Consider the following 20099-nt stretch of genomic DNA (forward strand, 5'->3'; position numbering starts at 1 on the left):
CTTTGCAACGTGGGCCGACTCCCGGACCACGTCGTCCGGTTGGATCCCCGCCACCCTATCGGTGCTGGGAGGCGGGGCCGAACCCGATGTCCGCAGATTGGACACCGTATTTACTTACGAATCCAATGGGCGTAGGGGTGCTCAGACGTGCAGTCCGCCGGGCGGTCAGGCGGGCTGGGTCGCCGCCGCGATGCGCTCGGCGCGCAGCGCCTCGTACCACCGGTCGTCGGTCGGCGGCAGCGCGTTCACATCGAGGGCCAGCTTCAGGAGCAGGTCCGCGATCTGCGGGTTGCGGGCCATGACCGGGCCGTGCATGTACGTACCGAAGACGGTGTCGTTGTACGCGCCCTCGGTGCCGTCGCCCGTGCCGTTGCCCTTGCCCAGGACCGTACGGGCGAACGGGCGGGCCGTCGGGCCGAGATGGGTGATGCCCTGGTGGTTCTCGAACCCGGTCAGCTGGGGAAGGCCGAGGCGCGGGTCGATGTCCGCGAGCACGTCGCCGACGCACCGCTCGCCCTCGCCCCGGGTGGAGATGACATCGATCAGACCGAGGCCGGGCTCGCGCTCGCCGAGGTCGTTGATGAACTCGTGGCCCAGGATCTGGTAGCCGGCGCAGACCGAGAAGATGATCGCGCCGTTGGACGCGGCGCGCTCCAGGCCGCCGTCGCGGCGCAGCCGCTCGGCCGCGAGCCGCTGCGGCCGGTCCTCGCCGCCGCCGATCAGATAGATGTCGCCGGAGGTCGGGATCGGCTGGTCGCTGCGGACGTCGACGCGCTGGACGTCCAGACCGCGCTGGCGGGCGCGGCGCTCGACGACGAGGGCGTTGCCCTGGTCGCCGTACGTGCTGAGCAGGTCCGGGTAGACCCAGACCAGGCGCAGGCTGCTGTCACTCATGCTGCAAGTCCTCTACGGGTCAGTTGCCGACGCGGCGGCGGACGTCCTGGAAGGCGGTGTAGTTGGCGATCAGCTCGATCTGCCCGGGCGGGGCCAGCCGGACCGCCTCGTCGAGCGTCTCGCAGACACGGAACTCCACACCCGCGACCTCCAGGCGGACCGCCAGGTCCAGCTTGCGGTCGCCGATGACCATGATCGGGTGGCCGGCGAGCCGCCCGTAGTCGACGTCCCAGAGCCAGGAGGTGTCCGTGCCGTCGGCGCCGCGCGCGTTGACGGAGAGGATGACCGGGGTCGGCGGCTGGTCGATGAGGGAAAACGTTTCGAGCCAGCCGGCCGGGTTCTTCGCGAGCAGCAGCCGCAGCTCACGGCTCTGGAAGGACACCACGTCGTAGCGGCCGGCCACGGCCTGCACCTGGTACATGCGCTCCAGGGCGACCTGCGGCGGGACGCCGAAGACGGCGGCGACGGCGGCCGAGGTCGCGGCGTTGGCCTTGTTGGCCCGGCCGGGCAGCTGGAGGTGGATCGGCCAGGCCGAACCGTGCGGGTCCAGGACGTGGTCGCCGTTGAGCGCCCAACTCGGCGCCGGGCGGCGGAAACCGCACTCGCCGCAGAACCAGTCGTCGCCGGGGCGCTGCATCACACCGCCGCAGGCGGGGCACGACCAGGCGTCGTCCTTCCACTCCTGGCCGGCGGCGACCCACACCACGTTGGGGGAGGAGGAGGCGGCCCACACGATCAGCGGGTCGTCGGCGTTGGCGATGACCACGGCCTTCGTCCCGCTCAGACCCTCGCGCCACTTCTCGGCGAGCATCCGGGTCTCGGCGGCGCGGTCCAGCTGGTCGCGGGAGAGGTTGAGCAGCGCGATCGCCTTGGGCGTGGTGTCCCGGGCGACTCCGGCGAGGTACTTCTCGTCGACCTCGATCACGCCGTACTTGGCGTCCGAGCCGCCGGCCAGGGCCGAGGTGATGCCCGCGGGCATGTTGGCGCCCAGCGCGTTGGAGACGACGGGGCCGCTGGCCCGCAGGGCCTCGGCGATCAGCCGGGTCGTGGTGGTCTTGCCGTTGGTCGCGGACACCAGGACGACGTCCAGATGCTGCGCGAGCCGACCCAGCAGGTCCGGGTCGAGCTTCAGCGCCACCTTGCCGCCGATCACCGATCCGCTGCCGCGTCCCGCCGCGCGCGACACCGCCGCCGCGGCCTTGCCCGCCGTCACGGCCAGCTTGGCGCGTGGCGACAGCGGCTCTGGATTACCGGGGTGTCCTGACATCTTCCTTGTTCCTCCTTGCGTCGGTCCGGGCTCAGCCTATCGAGATCAGGCCAGCGACCCGAACTGCGGCACCCCTGCGACCCTCGACGAAACGTCGAGGTCACAGCGGACCGTACCCTTACGCCCATGCGAAACCGGCCGATCCCCGGCAGTTCCGGCCACGTCCGAGCGATGACACTGCTCGGCGACCCGGTGCTGCACGCCCCCTGTGAACCCGTCAGCGACTTCGGCCCGGAGCTGGCCGGGCTGATCGAGGACATGTTCGCGACGATGTACGCGGCGAACGGTGTCGGCCTCGCGGCGAACCAGGTGGGCGTGGGCCTGCGGGTCTTCGTGTACGACTGCCCGGACGACGAGGACGTGCGCCACCTCGGGCACCTGGTCAACCCGCGCCTGGTGGAGGCGGACGGCGAGGTGTTCCGGGGACCGGAGGGCTGTCTCTCCCTGCCGGGCCTGGAGGCCCCGACGCCCCGCTTCGACCGCGCGGTCGTGGAGGGTGTGCTGATGGACGGCACCCCGGCCAGGGTCGAGGGGACGGGGTTCTTCGCCCGCTGCCTCCAGCACGAGACCGACCATCTGGAGGGCGGTGTCTACGCGGACCACGTGACGGGGTGGCGCAGGTCACGTCTGCTGCGCGCGATCCGCAAGGAGCCGTGGGGCGGGGGAGCGGACGCGCTGCGCTCCTGAGCGGGGGCATCGCGGGTGCGGACGACAGTTGCGGCCCGGGGGCCGACCGTCGTCGGGCCCGGGCGCCGTGGGGCGCGGACGACAGCTGTGGACCGACGCCCGGCCGTCGTCGGTCCGGCGCCGCGGGGGTCGGTCAGAACCCCGGTGCTCCTACGCGGTCCTCCGCGTCCGCCAGGCGGCCCCAGAGGAGGTCGGCCATGGCCCGTACCAACTCGCTTCGCGAGCACGGGCGTTCGCCGAGCCACCAGTCACCCGCCGCGTGCATCATGCCGACGATGCCGTGGCCCCAGATCCGCGCCTGCGCCTCGCCGGCCGGGCCGAGGTCGATGCGTTCCGCGATGACCTGGCCGAGCTCCTCGCCCATGCGCCGCAGCACCGGCGCCGAGTGGCGGCCGACGTCGAAGCCCTGCTCGGCCTGGTGCGTCTCGTCCGCCGGGTGCATCAGGAAGCGGTAGACCTGCGGCATCGCCTCGATCGAGGCGAGGTACGTGTCGAGCGTGGCCTCGACCCGCCGGCGCCGGTCCGCCGGAGCGTCGAGCGCGGCCCGCAGGGCGGCGAGCAGGGCGTCGGTGTGCCGGGTCGCCAGGGCGCGGTAGAGCCCGCCCTTGTCGCCGAAGTGCCGGTAGAGGATCGGCTTCGTGATCCCCGCCTCGGCGGCGATCGCGTTCATCGACGCCTTGGGGCCGTCCCGGAGCACCACCCGGTCCGCCGCCTCCAGCAGTTCGCGGCGCCGCTGATCGGCCGGCTTCTGCTGGTCGGTGGTCCGTTGTGTGGTCTCCATAGCGTGTCTCCCCGCCCGTGCGAAATTTCCGTGAGGCTGTCGCAACGTAACACCCGTCCGGCACTCGGTGCCGCGCCGTCCCTGCCGCTCCGCCGCAGGTTGACAGCGCCTACCAGCCGGTAACAGACTGCTGTTACCGCAAGTAATGTACTGCTGGGAGGGAACATGGCCGAGTTCACGCTCGAACTCAACGACGACCAGAAGCAGGTCCGTGACTGGCTCCACGGATTCGCCGAGGACGTGATGCGCCCCGCCGCCGCCGAGTGGGACGAGCGTGAGGAGACTCCCTGGCCGATCATCCAGGAAGCCGCCAAGATCGGCATCTATTCTCTCGATTTCTACGCCCAGCAGTTCTTCGACCCGACCGGGCTCGGCATCCCGATGGCGATGGAGGAGCTCTTCTGGGGAGACGCGGGCATCGCCCTCTCCATCGTCGGCACCGGCCTCGCCGCCGTCGGCGTCCTCGCCAACGGCACCGAGGAGCAGATCGGCACCTGGATCCCGCAGATGTACGGCGACGTCGACGACGTCAAGGTCGCCGCCTTCTGCTCCTCGGAGCCCGACGCCGGCTCCGACGTCGCCTCCATGCGCACCCGCGCCGTCTACGACCAGGCCAAGGACGAGTGGGTCCTCAACGGCACCAAGACCTGGGCGACCAACGGCGGCATCGCCAACGTCCACGTCGTCGTCGCCGCCGTGGACCCCGAGCTCGGCTCCAAGGGGCACGCCTCCTTCATCGTGCCGCCGAGCACCCCCGGTCTCTCCCAGGGCCAGAAGTTCCAGAAGCACGGCATCCGCGCCTCGCACACCGCCGAGGTCGTCCTGGAGGACGTCCGCATCCCCGGCCACTGCCTGCTCGGCGGCAAGGAGAAGCTCGACGAGCGGCTCGCCCGGGCCCGTGAGAAGGCCAGGGCGGGTGGCGGCGAGCGCGTGAAGAACGCCGCCATGGCCACGTTCGAGGCCTCCCGCCCCGCCGTCGGCGCCATGGCCGTCGGCACGGCCCGTGCCGCGTACGAGGTCGCCCTCGACTACGCCAAGACCCGTGAGCAGTTCGGCCGCCCGATCATCGACAACCAGGGCGTCGCCTTCCAGCTCGCCGACATGCGCACCCAGATCGACGCCGCCCGGCTGCTGGTCTGGCGCGCCTCCTGGATGGCGACCGCCGGCAAGCCGTTCACCTCGGCCGAGGGCTCGATGTCCAAGCTGTACGCGAGCGAGGTCGCCAAGAAGGTCACCGGCCAGGCCATCCAGATCCTCGGCGGCAACGGCTACACCCGCGAGTACCCCGTGGAGCGCATGCACCGCGACGCGGCCATCTACACGATCTTCGAAGGCACGAGCGAGATCCAGCGCCTCGTGATCGCCCGGACGCTCTCCGGTATGCCGATCCGCTGAGCCCCGGCGGGCCCACGCCCCTTCCCGCGCCCCTTCCGGCCCCCCGTCAGGGGCCGGGAAGGGGCGTTCCTGTGTCAGCCCGTACGGCCGGAAGGTCACACGACGCAGAATTCGTTCCCCTCCGGGTCCTGGAGCACCACCGCGTAATAGTCCATCCCGTGCGGCTCGTCCATCGTGTACAGGATCGCCGCCCCGAGCGCCGTCAGCCGGGCCACCTCCCCGTCCACGCGCTCGCGCCGCAGCGCCAGCGGTACGTCCCGTCCGCCGCCGACCTTCAGATCCAGATGCACCCGGTTCTTGACCGTCTTCGGCTCGGGGACCTGCTGGAACCAGACGCGCGGCCCGGTGCCCTTCGGGTCCACGATGGACTCGGGCAGCTCCCCGACCCCCTCGCCCAGCTCCTCGTCGGGCACGCCGATCGACGCCCAGTACGCCCGCCAGCTCTCGTGGCCCTCGGGCGGCGGCTGGGGCACATAGCGCAGGGCGTCCGCCCAGAAACGTACGAGCCGCTGGGGGTCCGCGCAGTCGATGGTGATCTGCAGAGTCATGTCGATCGGTTCCATGGGGCGAGCGTCCCAGACGCCACTGACAGCGGGCTCAACTGACCTGATCCGGCCTGGTGTTCGTTTCGTCCTACCGGTGGGTCACCTGGGTGCGGCACAATCGTCGGGCCGGTGACGATCAAGGGGGCAACGTACACATGGCTACCACCACCACCGCGATTCCGGGCCCGGCGGGGCTACCGCTGCTCGGCTCGATGTTCGACCTCAAGAGCGACGCGCTCGGCACCTTCCTGAAGGCCCAGCGCGCGCATGGTGACGTCGTCCGGATCACGGCGGGACCGCCCGGAGTGCGCGCCACCGTCTACGGGATCTTCTCGGCCGAAGGGGTCCAGCAGGTCCTCGCCACCCAGGCCGCCAACTTCCGCAAGGACAACGCCTTCTACCAGGAGGTGCGCGAGTCCTTCGGAAACGGTCTGCTGACCAGCCAGGACGAGGACTATCTGCGGCAGCGCCGGCTCGTCCAGCCGCTCTTCACCCGCCGCCGGGTCGACAGCTACGCCGAGGCCATCGCCGCCGAGGTCACGACCCTCACCGAGGAGTGGCGTACGGCGGAGAGCTCCACCGTCGACGTCATCGACGAGATGACCCGGCTCGCCCTGCGCGCCGTCGCCCGCATCCTCTTCGGCACGGACGTCGAGGCCGCCGTCGAGATCGTCGAGCGGGCCTTCCCGGTGATGGGCGACTACGTCCTGCGTCGCGGCTTCTCGCCCCTCAACGTCCCCCGCGACTGGCCCACCCCCGGCAACCGCCGCGCCGCCGCCGCGCACGAGGAGTTGTACGCCGTCTGCGACCGGATCATCGCCGAGCGGAGGACGGCCGACGGCGCGCGGGCCGCCGGGGGCGAAGAGGCCGAGGCGCAGGACCTGCTCACCCTCCTCGCCGAGGCGGAGAGCGCCGAGGACGGCAGCTTCGACGCCGGCGAACTGCGCGAGCAGGTCCTCGTGTTCCTGCTCGCCGGGCACGAGACGACGGCCACCTCCCTCGGCTTCGCCCTCCATCTCCTCGCCCTCCACCCGGAGCAGCGCAAGCGGGCGCACGAGGAGGTCGACAGCGTCCTGGCGGGCCGTACCCCCGGCGCCGCCGACCTCGACGCCCTGCCCTACCTCACCCAGGTGCTCAAGGAGGCCATGCGGCTCTTCCCGGCCGGACCGGTCATCGGCCGCCGCGCCGTCGCCGCCACCGAGATCGGCGGGCACACGATCCCGGCGGGCGCCGATGTGGTCGTCGCGCCGTGGGTGACCCACCGGGACCCCGCGTACTGGGAGGAGCCGGAGCGCTTCGCCCCCGACCGCTTCACGCCCGAGGCCGAGGCGAGCCGTCCCCGCTACGCCTGGTTCCCCTTCGGGGGCGGCCCGCGCGCCTGCATCGGCCAGCACTTCTCGATGCTGGAGTCGGTCGTCGCGCTGGCGATGATCCTCCAGACCTACGACCTGGAGGCGGTCGACACCGAGGTGCCGGTCACCTCGGCGATCACCCTCCGCGCGACCGGCCCGGCACGCTGCCGGATCCGGCCCCGGGCCTAGCGGAGGGGCGGGCCCCGCCCGTCAGCGTCGGGTCGAGACGACGACGGTCGCGTACAGCTCGTCCGAGGTGAGCACCCGCGAGGTCAGGCCGTGCCCGGTGAGCGTCTCGACGGCCCGGGCGGCCTGCCGCTCGGACGTCTCGACCAGCAGATGCCCACCGGGCGCCAGCCAGTGGGCGGCCTCGGCCGCCACCCTGCGCAGCACGTCGAGGCCGTCCGAGCCGCCGTCGAGCGCGACCAGCGGCTCGTGCTCGCGTGCCTCGGGCGGCAGCAGCCCGACGTCCTCGGTCGGCACGTACGGGACGTTGGCGACCAGCACCTCGACCCGGCCGCGCAGCACGTCGGGCAGCGGGGCGAACAGGTCGCCCTCGAAGACCCGGCCGCCGCGCGGCTCGATGTTGCGCCGCGCGCAGCGCACGGCGGCGGGATCGATGTCCGAGGCGTACACCTCGGCGCCCTCGACGGCCGAGAGCAGGACCGCTCCCGCCGCGCCGGACCCGCAGCACAGATCGACGCACAGGGCTCCGGGACCGGCCAGGCCCACGGCCCGTTCGACGAGGAACTCCGTACGCCGCCGCGGTACGAACACGCCGGGGTCGACGGCGACGCGCAGCCCGGCGAAGGCCGCCCAGCCCACGACGTGCTCGATGGGCAGGCCGGCGGCCCGGCGTGTGATCATCGTGTCGAGGTCCTCGCCACAGCGGGCCGAGGAGAACAGGAGCTCCGCCTCGTCCTCGGCGAACACGCAGCCCGCGGCGCGGAGTCGGGAGACGGTGGTGGAACGAAGGGAGAAAGAGGGGTCGATCGACATGGAACCTTCCGGGAAGCCGAGGGGCACTCCCGTGGTCACCTCTGTCGGGCGGACCACACGGTCGTCGAGGGGGAGCACCCTGCCTGCGTGGCGTTGATGGGTCCCACCTCCTCGGTCGTCCGTTGCTGGAGCCGTACACATTACATGATCGACACCGTGTGGATCACTCGACGGCGCGGCCTGATCAGGCGGAAAGCTGCGCCTCGATCGCCGCGACGACCTCGGCGGCCTCCGGCTCGGTGCGCGGACGGAAGCGCGTGATCCGCCCGTCCCGGCCGATCAGGAACTTCTCGAAGTTCCACTGCACGTCCCCGGCCTCGCCCTCCGCGTCCGCGACCCGGGTCAGCTCGGCGTAGAGCGGGTGACGGGCGTCGCCGTTCACCTCGGCCTTCTCCAGGAGAGGGAACGTCACGCCGTACGACGTGGAGCAGAAGGTCTGGATCTCCTCCGCGCTGCCCGGCTCCTGGCCGAGGAACTGGTTGCACGGCACGCCGAGCACGGTGAAGCCGCGGTCCCCGTACTGCTTCTGCAGCCGCTCCAGCCCCTCGTACTGCGGCGTCAGACCGCACTTCGAGGCCACGTTGACGACCAGGACGGCCTGGTCGCGGTAGTCGGCCAGCGAGATCGGGTCACCGGACAGGGTGCGCAGCGGAATGTCGTACAGGCTCATGAACAGCTCCTCGTCGAGACTGGGGATGTCCTCACCCTACGATCCCCGGCTACAGCTTGCGGAAGAGTCCCTCCTGGACCACCGACACCAGCAGTCGGCCCTCGCGGTCGTAGATGCGGCCGCGGGCCAGGCCGCGGCCGGCCGTCGCGATCGGGGACTCCTGGTCGTAGAGGAACCACTCGTCCGCCCGGAAGGGGCGGTGGAACCACATCGCGTGGTCCAGGGACGCCATGTCGAAGCCGCGCGGGCCCCAGAGCGGCTCGACGGGGATGCGGACCGCGTCCAGGAGCGTCATGTCGGAGGCGTACGTCAGCGCGCAGGTGTGCACCAGCGGGTCGTCCCCGAGCGGGCCCACCGCGCGCATCCACACCGCGCTGCGCGGATCCGCGTCCCGGACCTCGTCCTTGGTCCAGCGCAGCCGGTCCACGTAGCGGATGTCGAACGGCTGCCGCCGGGCCATCCGCTCCAGGGCCTCCGGCAGCGCGCCCAGATGGTCGCGGATCTCGTCGGCCAGCCGCGGCAGCGTCTCCGGGTCCGTCATGTGCCGTGGCGGCAGCTGGTGCTCGAACCCGGCCTCCTCCGGCAGGTGGAAGGAGGCGGTCAGGTTGAAGATCGTCCGGCCCTGCTGGATCGCGGTGACCCGGCGCGTGGTGAAGGAACGCCCGTCGCGCACCCGCTCCACCTGGTAGACGATCGGGACGCCCGGCCGGCCCGGGCGCAGGAAGTAGGAGTGCAGCGAGTGCACCGGCCGGTCGCTCTCCGTGGTGCGCCCGGCCGCCACCAGGGCCTGGCCGGCGACCTGCCCGCCGAAGACCCGTTGCAGCGACTCCTGCGGGCTCTGGCCGCGGAAGATGTTGTCCTCGATCTGCTCCAGGTCGAGCAGGTCGACGAGGCTCTCGGCGGGGTTGGTCACCGTTTTTCTCCTTAGAGCTGTCCCACGGACGTCACGCGGACGACCGCCCGGCCCTCCTCGTCGGAGGCCGCGAGATCCACCTCCGCGCTGATGCCCCAGTCATGGTCGCCGTTCGGGTCGGCGAAGGTCTGCCGGACGCGCCACAGGCCGTGGGCGGCGTCCTCCTCGATGTTCAGCAGCTTCGGGCCGCGCGCGTCCGGACCCGTGCCCAGGTCGTCGTACTCGTCCCAGTACGCGTCCATCGCCTCGCCCCACGCGTCCGCGTCCCAGCCCGACTCGCCGTCCAGCTCGCCCAGCGCGTCCACGTTGTCCAGCGCCGCCAGCTCCACGCGGCGGAACATCGCGTTGCGCACGAGGACCCGGAAGGCGCGCGCGTTCGCCGTGACCGGCTTGACCTGGTCGGCCTTCTCCTGCGCCTGCTCGGCCGTCTCGACCTCGGGGTTCGCCAGCTGCTCCCACTCGTCGAGGAGCGAGGAGTCCACCTGGCGCACCATCTCGCCCAGCCACTCGATCAGATCCTGGAGGTCCTCGGTCTTCAGGTCGTCCGGGATCGTGTGGTCGAGCGCCTTGTACGCGCTCGCGAGGTAGCGGAGCACGATGCCCTCGGTCCGGGCCAGCTCGTACCAGGAGGTGAACTCCGTGAAGGTCAGCGCCCGTTCGTACATGTCACGGATGACGGACTTCGGCGAGACCGGGTGGTCGCCGACCCACGGGTGGGACGTCCGGTACACGTTGTACGCGTGCCAGAGCAGCTCCTCCAGCGGCTTCGGGTACGAGATCTCCTGGAGCCGCTCCATCCGCTCCTCGTACTCGACGCCGTCCGCCTTCATCCGGCCGACCGCCTCGCCGCGCGCCTTGTTCTGCATGGCGGCGAGGATCTGGCGCGGGTCGTCGAGCGTCGACTCGACGACGGAGACCATGTCCAGGGCGTACGACGGCGATTCCTTGTCGAGCAGGTCGAACGCGGCGAGCGCGAACGTCGACAGCGGCTGGTTCAGCGCGAAGTCCTGCTGGAGGTCGACCGTGAGCCGGATCGTGCGGCCCTCGGCGTCCGGGGTGTCCAGCTGCTCCACCACACCGCCGTCGAGCAGCGAGCGGTAGATCGCGATGGCCCGGCGGATGTGCCGCAGCTGGGCCTTGCGCGGCTCGTGGTTGTCCTCCAGGAGCTTGCGCATCGCCTCGAAGGCGTTGCCCGGCCGGGCGATCACCGAGAGCAGCATGATGTTGGTGACCTTGAAGCGCGAGGTCAGCGGCTCGGGATCGGCGGCGATCAGCTTCTCGAAGGTGGTGTCGCTCCACGCGACGAAGCCCTCCGGGGCCTTCTTGCGCACCACCTTGCGGCGCTTCTTCGGGTCGTCGCCGGCCTTGGCGAGCGCCTTCTCGTTCTCGATGACGTGCTCGGGGGCCTGCGCGACCACGAGGCCGGCCGTGTCGAAGCCCGCCCGGCCGGCCCGGCCGGCGATCTGGTGGAACTCCCGCGCGCGCAGGGTCCGCACACGGTTGCCGTCGTACTTGGTCAGGGCCGTGAACAGCACCGTACGGATGGGGACGTTGACGCCCACGCCGAGCGTGTCCGTCCCGCAGATGACCTTCAGCAGACCGGCCTGGGCCAGCTTCTCCACGAGGCGCCGGTACTTCGGGAGCATGCCCGCGTGGTGCACGCCGATGCCGTGGCGCACGTAGCGCGAGAGGTTCTGGCCGAACTTGGTGGTGAAGCGGAAGCTGCCGATCAGCTCGGCGATCTTGTCCTTCTCCTCGCGCGTGCACATGTTGATGCTCATCAGCGACTGCGCCCGCTCGACGGCCTGCGCCTGCGTGAAGTGCACGATGTAGACCGGAGCCTGCTTGGTCTCCAGGAGCTCGGTCAGCGTGTCCGTGATGGGCGTGAGCCGGTACTCGTACGAGAGCGGCACCGGCCGGGTCGCGGAGCGGACCACCGAGGTCGGGCGGCCCGTGCGCCGCGTCAGGTCCTTCTCGAACATCGACACGTCGCCGAGGGTCGCCGACATCAGCACGAACTGCGCCTGCGGGAGCTCCAGGATCGGGATCTGCCACGCCCAGCCGCGGTCCTGCTCCGCGTAGAAGTGGAACTCGTCCATCACGACCTGGCCGATGTCGGCGTACTTGCCGTCGCGCAGCGCGATCGAGGCCAGGACCTCCGCCGTGCAGCAGATGACGGGCGCGTCGGCGTTCACCGAGGCGTCGCCGGTCAGCATGCCCACGTTCTCGGTGCCGAAGATCTTGCACAGGTCGAAGAACTTCTCCGACACCAGGGCCTTGATCGGCGCGGTGTAGAAGGTCACCTGGTCATTGGCCAGCGCCGTGAAGTGCGCCCCCGCCGCGACCAGGGACTTTCCCGATCCGGTGGGGGTCGACAAGATCACGTTCGCCCCCGAGACCACCTCGATCAGCGCCTCCTCCTGGGCCGGGTAGAGCGTGATGCCCCGGTCCTCCGCCCATGAGGAGAAAGCCTCGAAGAGGGCGTCGGGGTCGGCGTTCGGCGGCAGCTGATCGATAAGGGTCACGCCCCCATCTTGCCTGGATTCCGCTCGGAGGAGGGAACCGGCCATCGGCGTGAAGATCACGGACGATACGCTGTCGCGTCGACCGGCCGTCAACTGAGCGCCGGCACCTGAGGAATGGGGCGGGCACAAGCATGATGGGACCGGCGCACTCGCTGTCCGGAGCGGCGGCCTGGCTGGGCGTCGGAGCGGCTGCCGCCGCCGCGGGCCACCCGATGCCGTGGCCGGTCGTCGTCGTCGGAGCGCTCATCTGCGCGGGCGCGGCGCTCGCCCCGGACCTCGACCACAAGTCCGCGACCATCTCGCGCGCCTTCGGACCGGTCTCCAAGGGGCTCTGCGAGATCGTCGACAAGCTCTCGTACGCCGTCTACAAGGCGACCCGCTCCACCGCCGACCCCCGCCGCTCGGGCGGGCACCGCACGCTCACCCACACCTGGCTCTGGGCGGTCCTGATCGGCGCCGGAGCCTCGGCCCTGGCCATCACCGGCGGCCGCTGGGCCGTCCTCGGCATCCTCTTCGTCCACCTCGTGCTCGCCGTGGAAGGTCTGCTGTGGCGGGCGGCCCGGATGTCCAGCGACATCCTGGTCTGGCTGCTCGGCGCCACCAGCGCCTGGATCCTCGCGGGCGTCCTGGACCAGCCGGGCAACGGCGCGGACTGGCTCTTCACCGCGCCCGGGCAGGAGTACCTCTGGCTGGGGCTGCCGATCGTCCTGGGCGCCCTGGTGCACGACATCGGCGACGCCCTGACCGTCTCCGGCTGCCCGATACTGTGGCCGATCCCGGTGGGCCGGAAGCGGTGGTACCCGGTCGGGCCGCCGAAGGGAATGCGGTTCCGCGCGGGCAGCTGGGTCGAGCTGAAGGTCCTGATGCCGGCGTTCATGCTGCTCGGCGGGGTCGGCGGGGCCTCGGCGCTCGGCTTCATCTAGCGCGCCCAGGACGCCGCGGACGAGCCCGTCGTCCACCGGGGCCGGATCAGCCGTGCCACGACCTCCACAGCGCCGCGTACGCCCCGTCCGCCGCGACCAGTTCGTCGTGGCTGCCCAGCTCGCTGATGCGGCCCTCCTCGACCACCGCGATCACGTCCGCGTCGTGCGCGGTGTGCAGCCGGTGGGCGATCGCGACGACCGTACGGCCGTCCAGGACCCGGGCCAGCGAGCGCTCCAGATGACGCGCCGCCCGCGGGTCCAGGAGCGAGGTCGCCTCGTCCAGGACCAGCGTGTGCGGATCGGCGAGCACCAGCCGTGCGAGGGCGATCTGCTGGGCCTGGGCCGGGGTCAGCGCGAACCCGCCCGAACCGACCTCGGTGTCCAGACCCTCGTCGAGCGCCCGCGCCCAGCCGTCCGCGTCGACCGCGCCGAGGGCCGCCCACAGCGCGGCGTCCTGCGCGCCCGTCCGCGCGAGCAGCAGGTTGTCCCGGAGCGAACCGACGAAGACATGGTGCTCCTGGTTGACCAGGGCCACGTGCTCGCGCACGCGCTCCGCCGGCATCTTCGCCAGCTCGGCCGCGCCGAGCGTCACCGAACCGGTGCGCGGACCGTAGATGCCCGCGAGCAGTCGGCCGAGCGTGGACTTGCCCGCGCCGGACGGGCCGACGAGGGCGATCCGGGTGCCGGGAGCCACGTCCATCGACACCTCGTGCAGCACGTCGACGCCCTCGCGGTAGCCGAAGCGCACCTCGTCCGCGCGGACCGTCCGTCCCTCGGGCCGTACCTCCTCGTCCCCGGCGTCCGGCTCGATCTCCCGGACTCCGACGAGCCGGGCCAGCGACACCTGGGCCACCTGCAGCTCGTCGTACCAGCGCAGGATGATGCCGACCGGCTCGACCAGCATCTGGGCGAGCAGCGCGCCCGTGGTCAGCTCCCCGACGTCGATCCAGCCCTGGAGCACGAACACCCCGCCGAGCATCAGGACGCCCGCGAGGACGAGGCTGTGCGTGAGGTTGATGACCGGGAAGAGGACCGAGCGCAGACCCAGTGTGTACCGTTCCCACGCGGTCCACTCCCGGATGCGCCGGTCGGAGAGGGCGACCCGGCGGGCGCCGAGGCGGTGTGCCTCGACGGTGCGGCCCGCGTCGACGGTCTCGGCGAGCGCGGCGGCGACCGCCGCGTACCCCGCGGCCTCGGAGCGGTACGCCGACGGGGCCCGCTTGAAGTACCACCGGCAGCCCACGATCAGCAGCGGCGCCGCGATCAGCAGGGCGAGCGCGAGCGGGGGCGCGGTCACGGCGAGCCCGCCGATCAGCAGTCCGGCCCAGACGGCGCCGATGGCGAGCTGCGGGACGGCCTCCCGCATCGCGTTGGCCAGCCGGTCGATGTCGGTGGTGATACGGGACAGCAGGTCGCCGGTCCCGGCCCGTTCGAGGACGCCCGGCGGCAGCCCGACCGACCGTACGAGGAAGTCCTCGCGCAGATCGGCCAGCATCTCCTCGCCGAGCATCGCTCCTCGCAGCCGCACCAGCCGTACGAAGAAGGTCTGGACGACGAGCGCGATCGCGAACAGGGCGACGGTGCGCCCCAGATGGAGGTCGCGCGCCCCTTCGGAGAGCCGTTCGACGAGCGAGCCCAGCAGGTAGGGGCCCACCATCGAGGCGGTCACCGCGACCGCGTTGACGCCGATGAGAAGCGCGAACGCCCTGCGGTGACGGCTCAGCAGATCGCGTACATAGGTGCGTACGGTCGCGGTCGTGCCCACGGGCAGCGTCGTCGCCGACGTCGGGGCCGCCGGGTCGTACGCCGGTGGCGCCAGGCCGATCATGCCGACTCTCCTTCCAGCTCGGCCTCGAGCTTCTCGCCGAGCTTGTCTTCCATGGCCAGGTCTTCCGTGGACCGGTCGTCCAGGCCCTGTTCGTCGTCGGTCTCGCGGGTGACGACGGCCCGGTAGAGCGGTTCGGTACGCAGCAGTTCGCGGTGCGTACCGACGGCGACCACCTCGTCGTCGTGGACGAGGGCCACCCGGTCGGCCCGGTCGAGCAGCAGCGGCGAGGAGGCCAGGACCACCGTCGTACGGCCCTCGCGCAGCCCCCGCACTCCGGCGGCGACGCGCGCCTCGGTGTGCGAGTCGACCGCCGAGGTCGGCTCGTCGAGGACCAGCACCTCCGGGTCGGTCACCAGGGAGCGGGCCAGCGCGAGGCGCTGGCGCTGGCCACCGGAGAGGGACCGGCCGCGCTCGGTGATCCGGGTCCGCATCGGGTCGCCGTCGGAGTCCACGGACGCCTGCGCGAGCGCGTCGAGGACGTCGCCGCACTGCGCCGCGGCCAGTGCGTCCTCGGGACGGACCGCGCGTGAGCAGGGCACGTCGAGCAGCTCGTGGAGCGTGCCCGAGAGCAGGACCGGGTCCTTGTCCTGGACCAGCACCGCGGTCCGGGCCGTGTCCAGGTCCAGTTCGTCGAGGGGGACTCCGCCGAGGAGGACGGAGGTGTGTCCCTCGCCGGTCTCGGTGGGGTGGCCGCCGAGCCGGTCCGCGAGCCTTCCGGCCGCGTCCGGGTCGCCGCAGACGACCGCGGTGAGGAGGCCGGCCGGGGCGAGCAGCCCGGTGACGGGGTCGTACAGATCGCCCGTCGCCGGGGAGTGCCCGTCCGTCGGCGTCGTGGTGGTCGTGGTCCGCGCCAGCGACAGCACCCGGGCCGCGCGCTTGGCGGAGGGCCGGGAGAAGGAGTACGCCATGGCGATCTCCTCCACATGGCGCAGAGGATGCAGCATCAGCGCCACCGCGCCGTAGACGGTGACCAGTTCGCCGACCGCGATCCGCCCGTCGAGCGCGAGCCGCGCCCCGTACGCGAGCACGCCCACCAGGAGCAGACCCGGCAGCAGGACCTGCACCGCCGCGATCAGCGCCCACATCCGGGCGCTGCGGACGGCGGCGCGCCGGACCTCCTGGGAGGCGACCCGGTAGCGGGCGAGGAACAGCTCCTCGCCGCCGATGCCGCGCAGCACGCGCAGCCCGGCCACGGTGTCCGAGGCGAGTTCGGTGGCCCGGCCCGCCTTCTCGCGCTGCGCGTCGGCCCGGCGGGTGGCGCGGGGCAGCAGCGGCAGTACGGCCAGCGCCAGCACCGGAACGGCCGCCGCGACCAGCAGGCCGAGGGCCGGCTGGTAGACCACGAGTCCCACGCAGACCAGGACCATGGTCAGCGCGGCCGCGGCGAACCGGGACAGCGCCTCGACGAACCACCCGATCTTCTCGACGTCTCCGGTGGAGACGGCCACGACCTCGCCGGCGGCCACCCGCCGGGTCAGGACGGAGCCCAGCTCGGCGGTCTTGCGGGACACCAGCTGCTGGACGCGCGCGGCGGCGGTGATCCAGTTGGTGACGGCGGTGCGGTGGAGCATCATGTCTCCGACCGCGATGGCCGTGGCGAGCAGGGCGAGCAGGCCGCCCGCGAGCGCGAGCCGCCCGCCGTCGCGGTCCACGACGGCGTCCACGGAGAGGCCGACGGCGAGGGACAGCCCGGCGATGCCGAGCTGGAGCAGCAGGCCCCACAGGAGCGCCTTCACCTGCCCGCCGAGCTGGTTGCGGCCGAGCCAGAGGAGGAACCGGGTGCCCGAGCGGACGTCCGGGACCCCTGGGTCGGCATACGGTAGATCGCGAATCTTCATGTCGTCCCAGGGCTTTCCGTCTCTTCGCCGGGTGGCGCAAACCGTGCAAGGTTCGCGCCGAGGGGCCGCCCGCAGCAATCGATTTATTCGCAGAGGCGCACAGAACGCGCCAAGGTCGCACGACGCCCTCTGGACGCCTCGGAGGCCCCGCGCTTCACTCGCGACCCATGAGACAACAGAAGATCATGAGCATGATCGGCGGGCTCGTCCTGGCCGCGGGCGCCCTGTTCACGGCGCATCCGGCCGCCGCGGACGCCCCGGCCGATCCGCCGCCGGCCGAGTTCGGCAGCGACTGGAACGATCCGCTGACCGCCGCGCCGCCGGTGGCCCAGCCCCCGACAAGATCCTGCGACGTCCTGCTCGCCGCGGCGCGGTTCCGTGACTTCACGCCGTACAAGGGGAGTTACGTACCGCCGAAGGAGTGCGGAACGCGCTGGAGCAAGGTCGTCCTGCGCCTCGAAGGAGCGGTGAAGGGGCGTCAGTACGACCGGCTCGGCCATCTCGCCGTCGGCGGCGTGGAGATCCTCCGCACCTCCACGCCCCAGCCCTCGCCGGACGGGATCGAGTGGACGGTGGAGAAGGACGTCACCCGCTACCGCGACACGCTCGCCCGCCCCCAGCCGGTCGAGATGCTCATCGGCAACGTCGTGAACGAGACGTACACCGGTGTGATCGACGTCCGCGTCACCCTCACCTTCTACACCGCCGGAGGGACGGTGAAGCCCGCGCCCGGCACCCCCGACCGGGTGCTGCCGCTCGACTCCACCGGCCTGACCACCCCGCGCAACACCGAACGCGTCCTCGCCGAGGTGTACGCGACCGGTTCCGGCGGCGGCTGCGAGGAGTACTGGTACCTGACCGTGCCCGACGCCGCCCCGTACTCCTGCAAGGCGACCGACGGGCCGTACCGCGAGGTCCGGATCTCCGTCGACGGACGGACGGCGGGCATCGCCGCTCCCTTCCCGACGGTGTGGACGGGCGGCTGGTCCAACCCCTTCCTCTGGTACGTGACCCCCGGCCCCCGCGCCTTCGACATCCAGCCGATCGTCTACGACCTGACCCCCTTCGCCGGCCTCCTCAACGACGGCCGCGCCCACCGGGTCGAGGTCTCCGTCGCGGGCGTCCCCGCCGGACAGACCGGCTGGAGCACACCGGCCAACATCCTGCTCTGGCAGGACGAGGGCCGTGCCGTGGTCACTGGAGGGCTCGACCGTCACGAGGAGTCCACTCCGCTCAACTCCTCCGTGCACACGCCCGGTTCGGAGCACCGGCTGGACACCGAGGGCGGGCACGCGCTCACCGTCGCCGGCCATCTGGACACCTCGCACGGCCGCGTCGACACCACGGTCACCCGGACCCTCGCGCACACCTCCACGCACCGCTGGGCCGAGGGCGAGAACCCGGACGCGCTCACCGCACGCTGGACCGACGACGAGACCGTGACCGTCGGACGCACCAGCACCCGGACCCACCGCGCGTACACCATGGACGGCGAGACGACGATCGGCGCGGGCGACCGTCTGCGGACCGTGCTGGCCCTCGGCGACCGCGCCCGCACGGAGGTCGTGCGGGGCGGCAAGCGGCTCTCCTGGTCCCACCTCGACCACAGCTACGCCGGCGACGCCACGTACACCACGGGTGTGCCGCGCGATCAGCGGCACGCGGTCGGGACGACGTCCGACCGCTACCGGGTCCACGGCTCCGACGGCTCGTACGGCTCCGACGGCTGCTACGACCGCGGTGTGAAGACGGAGCAGGGGGCGGTCACGGAGGACCGGCTGCGCTGCTGAGCAGCGCGGGGCCGGGCGGCTCGCGCCTCCGTAGGGCCCCGCGGGGCCCGGCCGACGCGGCCGGGCCCCGCAGGTCCGCGTATGCCCGTCGCTACGCCGGCTTGGCCGAGTCCACGCCGGAACGGGCCTTCTTCCACTCGCCGCGGGTGAAGTCCGGGATCGCCTGCGGTGCGCCCTTGGCCTTGATCGAGGCATGGCTGAGCGGCACCGGAGCCGTCCACACCGCCGCGTCGTAGACGTCGAAGTCGGGGACCAGGCCGAGCTGCATGGTCTGCATCAGCCGGTAGAGCATGATGTAGTCCATCCCGCCGTGCCCGCCCGGCGGATTGGCGTGTTCCTTCCAGAGCCAGTGGTCGAACTCCGTGGCGTACGCCCCGAAGTCGCCCCACTGGTGACCCTGGTGGTCCGGCTCCAGATAGATCCGCGCCGGGTAGTCCTCGAACACACCCCGGGTCCCGCCCAGACTGTTGATCCGGCTGTACGGGTGCGGCGTCGAGACGTCGTGCTCCAGCCGGATCACCCGGCCCTTCGCCGTCTGGACCAGACTGATCGTCCGGTCGCTCCCGACGTACGTCTCCTTCCAGCTGGGGTCGCCCGACGGCATGTTCTCCGCCCGGTACTGCGCGAGTCCCAGCGCCGGTGTCCCGAAGCTGCTGATGCTCACCACGCGGTCGCCCCGGTTGACGTCCATGTAGTTGGCGACCGGCCCGAAGCCGTGGTTCGGGTAGAGATCGCCCCGCAGCCTGGTGTGCCAGAGCCGGCGCCAGGGACCCTCGTAGTACGTGGGGGAGAACATCAGCTCCCGCAGATCGTGGTTGTACGCCCCCGCCCCGTGCAGCAGGTCACCGAACCTGCCCGCGTGCGCCATCCGCAGCACCCGCATCTCGTTGCGGCCGTAGCAGCAGTTCTCGAGCTGCATGCAGTGGCGCCGGGTCTGCTCCGAGAGGTCGACCAGCTCCCACAGGTCGTCCATCGTCATGGCGATCGGACACTCCACGCCGACGTGCTTGCCGTTCAGCATCGCCGCGCGCGCCATCTCGAAGTGGAGTTCCCAGGGCGTCGCCACATAGACGAAGTCCAGGTCGGAGCGCTTGCAGAGGTTCTCGTAGTCGTCCTCGCCGTTGGTGTACACGGCGGGAGAGGGCTGTCCCGCCGCGACGACCTTCGCGGCGGCGCGCTCCGTCTTGTCCTTGACGGGGTCGCAGATCGCGACCACCTTGACCCAGGGGAGGGCGAGGAAGAGGTCGATCATGCTGCCGCCCCGGTTGCCGAGGCCGACGATCCCGATCCGGACCGTGGAGCGCCGCTGGAAGGGGACACCGGCCATGGTGGCGCCTCTGCGGCGGGGGGCCCGGACGGCCTGCGCCGCGGCTTCGGCGGCATCGGAGGGGGCGGCCTCGGCGTTGCCGGTGTTCAGGGCGCCGAGGCCGATGCCCGCTCCCGCGACCCCGGCCGTGGTCCGCAGGACGGAGCGGCGGCTCGGCGGCTGCGGTGCGTTGTCGTTCATGGAACCTCCAGTAGCTGTGTGCACGGCTGGCTCATGAATCCCGCTCAGGACCCTGGCCGTTGAGACTGGTGGTGCGCAAGGGCGCGTATTGGATTCTTGCGACGGGGTAGTTGGACTCTTCCATTCCGGGTCGCCGGACCATGCGGACGACGAGGGCCACTCACCCACATGGGGCAAGGGACCCT

General features: G+C 71.7%; 16 protein-coding genes. 5 read left to right on the top strand and 11 right to left on the bottom strand.

All coding sequences use genetic code 11. The features are described 5' to 3' along the window. Window positions 1–165: 165 nt before the first annotated feature. Together M5362_RS11180 and M5362_RS11185 are read right to left on the bottom strand one after the other, a co-directional pair. Window positions 166–894, bottom strand: a complete 729-nt coding sequence (locus M5362_RS11180; protein ID WP_260227290.1) for a type 1 glutamine amidotransferase — start codon at window positions 892–894, stop codon at window positions 166–168. A gap of 19 nt (window positions 895–913) precedes the next feature. After that, entirely contained in the window at window positions 914–2161 is a 1248-nt protein-coding gene (locus M5362_RS11185; RefSeq protein ID WP_260227291.1) for a MurT ligase domain-containing protein, read from the bottom strand. A 126-nt stretch (window positions 2162–2287) separates the two neighbouring features. On the opposite strand from M5362_RS11185, the gene def reads away from it, so the two are divergent. Further along, window positions 2288–2848, top strand: coding sequence for a peptide deformylase (gene def / locus M5362_RS11190; protein WP_260227292.1), 561 nt, complete (start codon window positions 2288–2290; stop codon window positions 2846–2848). 133 nt (window positions 2849–2981) lie between these two features. Here the strand turns inward: def and M5362_RS11195 are convergent, their stop codons facing one another. Next, entirely contained in the window at window positions 2982–3629 is a 648-nt protein-coding gene (locus M5362_RS11195) for a TetR/AcrR family transcriptional regulator (protein ID WP_260227293.1), read from the bottom strand. Between the two features lie 165 nt (window positions 3630–3794). On the opposite strand from M5362_RS11195, the gene M5362_RS11200 reads away from it, so the two are divergent. After that, window positions 3795–5024 carry an acyl-CoA dehydrogenase family protein gene (locus M5362_RS11200; RefSeq protein WP_260227294.1) on the top strand — a complete coding sequence of 410 codons (1230 nt, stop codon included), beginning with the start codon at window positions 3795–3797 and terminating at the stop codon, window positions 5022–5024. A gap of 95 nt (window positions 5025–5119) precedes the next feature. Here the strand turns inward: M5362_RS11200 and M5362_RS11205 are convergent, their stop codons facing one another. Then, window positions 5120–5587, bottom strand: coding sequence for a VOC family protein (locus M5362_RS11205; protein ID WP_260227295.1), 468 nt, complete (start codon window positions 5585–5587; stop codon window positions 5120–5122). Between the two features lie 137 nt (window positions 5588–5724). Between M5362_RS11205 and M5362_RS11210 the strand changes: the two genes are divergently transcribed. Beyond that, on the top strand, window positions 5725–7110 hold the full coding sequence (locus M5362_RS11210) for a cytochrome P450 (RefSeq protein ID WP_260227296.1): 1386 nt from the start codon (window positions 5725–5727) through the stop codon (window positions 7108–7110). A gap of 21 nt (window positions 7111–7131) precedes the next feature. On the opposite strand, the gene M5362_RS11215 is transcribed toward M5362_RS11210, so the two are convergent. The 4 genes from M5362_RS11215 to M5362_RS11230 form a co-directional block, all read right to left on the bottom strand. Next, window positions 7132–7920: a putative protein N(5)-glutamine methyltransferase gene (locus M5362_RS11215; protein ID WP_260227297.1), complete on the bottom strand. Its 789-nt coding sequence runs from the start codon at window positions 7918–7920 to the stop codon at window positions 7132–7134. A gap of 184 nt (window positions 7921–8104) precedes the next feature. Then, window positions 8105–8590: a glutathione peroxidase gene (locus tag M5362_RS11220; protein ID WP_260227298.1), complete on the bottom strand. Its 486-nt coding sequence runs from the start codon at window positions 8588–8590 to the stop codon at window positions 8105–8107. Between the two features lie 49 nt (window positions 8591–8639). Continuing rightward, the gene (locus M5362_RS11225; protein WP_260227299.1) at window positions 8640–9503 is read right to left on the bottom strand and encodes an acyl-CoA thioesterase II; all 864 of its coding nucleotides are present in this window, start codon (window positions 9501–9503) and stop codon (window positions 8640–8642) included. 11 nt (window positions 9504–9514) lie between these two features. Continuing rightward, window positions 9515–12088, bottom strand: coding sequence for an RNA helicase (locus M5362_RS11230; RefSeq protein WP_260227300.1), 2574 nt, complete (start codon window positions 12086–12088; stop codon window positions 9515–9517). A gap of 71 nt (window positions 12089–12159) precedes the next feature. Between M5362_RS11230 and M5362_RS11235 the strand changes: the two genes are divergently transcribed. Next, a complete protein-coding gene (locus M5362_RS11235; RefSeq protein WP_260227301.1) occupies window positions 12160–12951 on the top strand; it encodes a metal-dependent hydrolase in 792 nt (263 codons plus the stop codon). Between the two features lie 46 nt (window positions 12952–12997). Here M5362_RS11235 and M5362_RS11240 read toward each other — a convergent pair whose 3' ends face one another. Next, a complete protein-coding gene (locus M5362_RS11240; RefSeq protein WP_260227302.1) occupies window positions 12998–14779 on the bottom strand; it encodes an ABC transporter ATP-binding protein in 1782 nt (593 codons plus the stop codon). Next, complete coding sequence (locus tag M5362_RS11245; protein ID WP_260227303.1) at window positions 14776–16617, bottom strand: ABC transporter ATP-binding protein; 1842 nt, start codon at window positions 16615–16617, stop codon at window positions 14776–14778. The genes M5362_RS11240 and M5362_RS11245 overlap by 4 nt, the downstream gene beginning before the upstream one ends. A gap of 167 nt (window positions 16618–16784) precedes the next feature. Between M5362_RS11245 and M5362_RS11250 the strand changes: the two genes are divergently transcribed. Then, window positions 16785–18407, top strand: a complete 1623-nt coding sequence (locus M5362_RS11250) for a peptide-N4-asparagine amidase (protein WP_260227304.1) — start codon at window positions 16785–16787, stop codon at window positions 18405–18407. 91 nt (window positions 18408–18498) lie between these two features. Here M5362_RS11250 and M5362_RS11255 read toward each other — a convergent pair whose 3' ends face one another. Next, a complete protein-coding gene (locus tag M5362_RS11255; RefSeq protein WP_260227305.1) occupies window positions 18499–19914 on the bottom strand; it encodes a Gfo/Idh/MocA family protein in 1416 nt (471 codons plus the stop codon). Window positions 19915–20099: the final 185 nt, after the last annotated feature.

Origin of the sequence: Streptomyces sp. Je 1-79, from assembly GCF_025195125.1 — a bacterium.
GTDB lineage: Bacteria > Actinomycetota > Actinomycetes > Streptomycetales > Streptomycetaceae > Streptomyces.

Excerpts from the sequence above, each read along its gene's own strand:
- M5362_RS11180 (WP_260227290.1), bottom strand. The coding sequence starts at position 894 with ATGAGTGACAGCAGCCTGCGCCTGGTCTGGGTCTACCCGGACCTGCTC.
- M5362_RS11185 (WP_260227291.1), bottom strand. The coding sequence starts at position 2,161 with ATGTCAGGACACCCCGGTAATCCAGAGCCGCTGTCGCCACGCGCCAAG.
- def (WP_260227292.1), top strand. The coding sequence starts at position 2,288 with ATGCGAAACCGGCCGATCCCCGGCAGTTCCGGCCACGTCCGAGCGATG.
- M5362_RS11195 (WP_260227293.1), bottom strand. The coding sequence starts at position 3,629 with ATGGAGACCACACAACGGACCACCGACCAGCAGAAGCCGGCCGATCAG.
- M5362_RS11200 (WP_260227294.1), top strand. The coding sequence starts at position 3,795 with ATGGCCGAGTTCACGCTCGAACTCAACGACGACCAGAAGCAGGTCCGT.
- M5362_RS11205 (WP_260227295.1), bottom strand. The coding sequence starts at position 5,587 with ATGGAACCGATCGACATGACTCTGCAGATCACCATCGACTGCGCGGAC.
- M5362_RS11210 (WP_260227296.1), top strand. The coding sequence starts at position 5,725 with ATGGCTACCACCACCACCGCGATTCCGGGCCCGGCGGGGCTACCGCTG.
- M5362_RS11215 (WP_260227297.1), bottom strand. The coding sequence starts at position 7,920 with ATGTCGATCGACCCCTCTTTCTCCCTTCGTTCCACCACCGTCTCCCGA.
- M5362_RS11220 (WP_260227298.1), bottom strand. The coding sequence starts at position 8,590 with ATGAGCCTGTACGACATTCCGCTGCGCACCCTGTCCGGTGACCCGATC.
- M5362_RS11235 (WP_260227301.1), top strand. The coding sequence starts at position 12,160 with ATGATGGGACCGGCGCACTCGCTGTCCGGAGCGGCGGCCTGGCTGGGC.
- M5362_RS11240 (WP_260227302.1), bottom strand. The coding sequence starts at position 14,779 with ATGATCGGCCTGGCGCCACCGGCGTACGACCCGGCGGCCCCGACGTCG.
- M5362_RS11245 (WP_260227303.1), bottom strand. The coding sequence starts at position 16,617 with ATGAAGATTCGCGATCTACCGTATGCCGACCCAGGGGTCCCGGACGTC.
- M5362_RS11250 (WP_260227304.1), top strand. The coding sequence starts at position 16,785 with ATGAGACAACAGAAGATCATGAGCATGATCGGCGGGCTCGTCCTGGCC.
- M5362_RS11255 (WP_260227305.1), bottom strand. The coding sequence starts at position 19,914 with ATGAACGACAACGCACCGCAGCCGCCGAGCCGCCGCTCCGTCCTGCGG.